At 71.9% G+C, this 828-nt stretch carries 1 protein-coding gene and 1 pseudogene; both read left to right on the top strand.

Annotation, left to right across the window (positions count from 1 at the left end):
* Positions 1–225 (top strand): annotated as a pseudogene (locus Q2100_RS31505) (luciferase); the annotation flags it as partial.
* A partial coding sequence (locus tag Q2100_RS31510) for an LLM class flavin-dependent oxidoreductase (RefSeq protein ID WP_302917161.1) occupies positions 222–828 on the top strand: 607 nt, incomplete at its 3' end. The pseudogene Q2100_RS31505 and the gene Q2100_RS31510, both read left to right, overlap by 4 nt.

Genomic DNA, 828 nt, shown 5'->3' on the forward strand with positions numbered 1-828 from the left:
CTGAGCCGCACCGCCGGCGCTGTCGGAGTGCTGCTGCGGCTGACCGCCCGCACCCTCGGGCCGGCGCTCGACGACGTGTCCGACGCACGCCGTCGCGGCCAGCTCGTCGTCGCGCGTGGCACCACCCTGCGGGAACGGCTGAACCTACCTGCACCCGCACTGCCCGATCTGACCAGTCACCGGCCTGCGTTCGCCGGTGCACCCCAACCGGGAGGCCGATTGTGACCCGACACGACCGTGGCGTCATCCTCAACGTCAACGTCCTCAACCTCGGCATCCACACCGCGGCCTGGCGCCGGACCTCCGAGCCGCCGACCGCGTTCACCGACCCGGGGTACTACGCGCGGATGGCGCGGATCGCCGAGCGCGGCAGGCTCGACGCACTGTTCCTGGCCGACGGACCCGCCCTGCGCGACCACCCGGCCGTGCGACCGTCGCAGGCCCTCGAGCCCAGCGTCATCCTGGCCACCGTTGCCGCCGAGACCGAGCATCTGGGCATCATCGGCACCCTGTCGTCGACGTTCAACGATCCCGTCGAACTCGCACACCGGCTGCTCAGCCTCGACCAACTCTCGGGTGGCCGCCTCGCATGGAACGTCGTCACCACCTACTCTCCCTCGGCGGGAGGCAATTTCGGTCTCGCCGACTACCCCGATCGACCGACGCGGTACCGCCGCGCCGCGGAGTTCGTCGACGTGGTGCAGGCGTTGTGGCGCGATGCCGCCGCGGACCGACCGCGCCGCGGCGTCGACCACCGCGGCGAGTTCTTCACCGTTCGCGGGTCGTTGCCGCAGGGGCCGTCACCGCAGGGCCATCCGCTGCTGGTGC

This window comes from Mycolicibacterium arseniciresistens (genome assembly GCF_030519285.1).
Taxonomy (GTDB): Bacteria; Actinomycetota; Actinomycetes; order Mycobacteriales; family Mycobacteriaceae; genus Mycobacterium; species Mycobacterium arseniciresistens.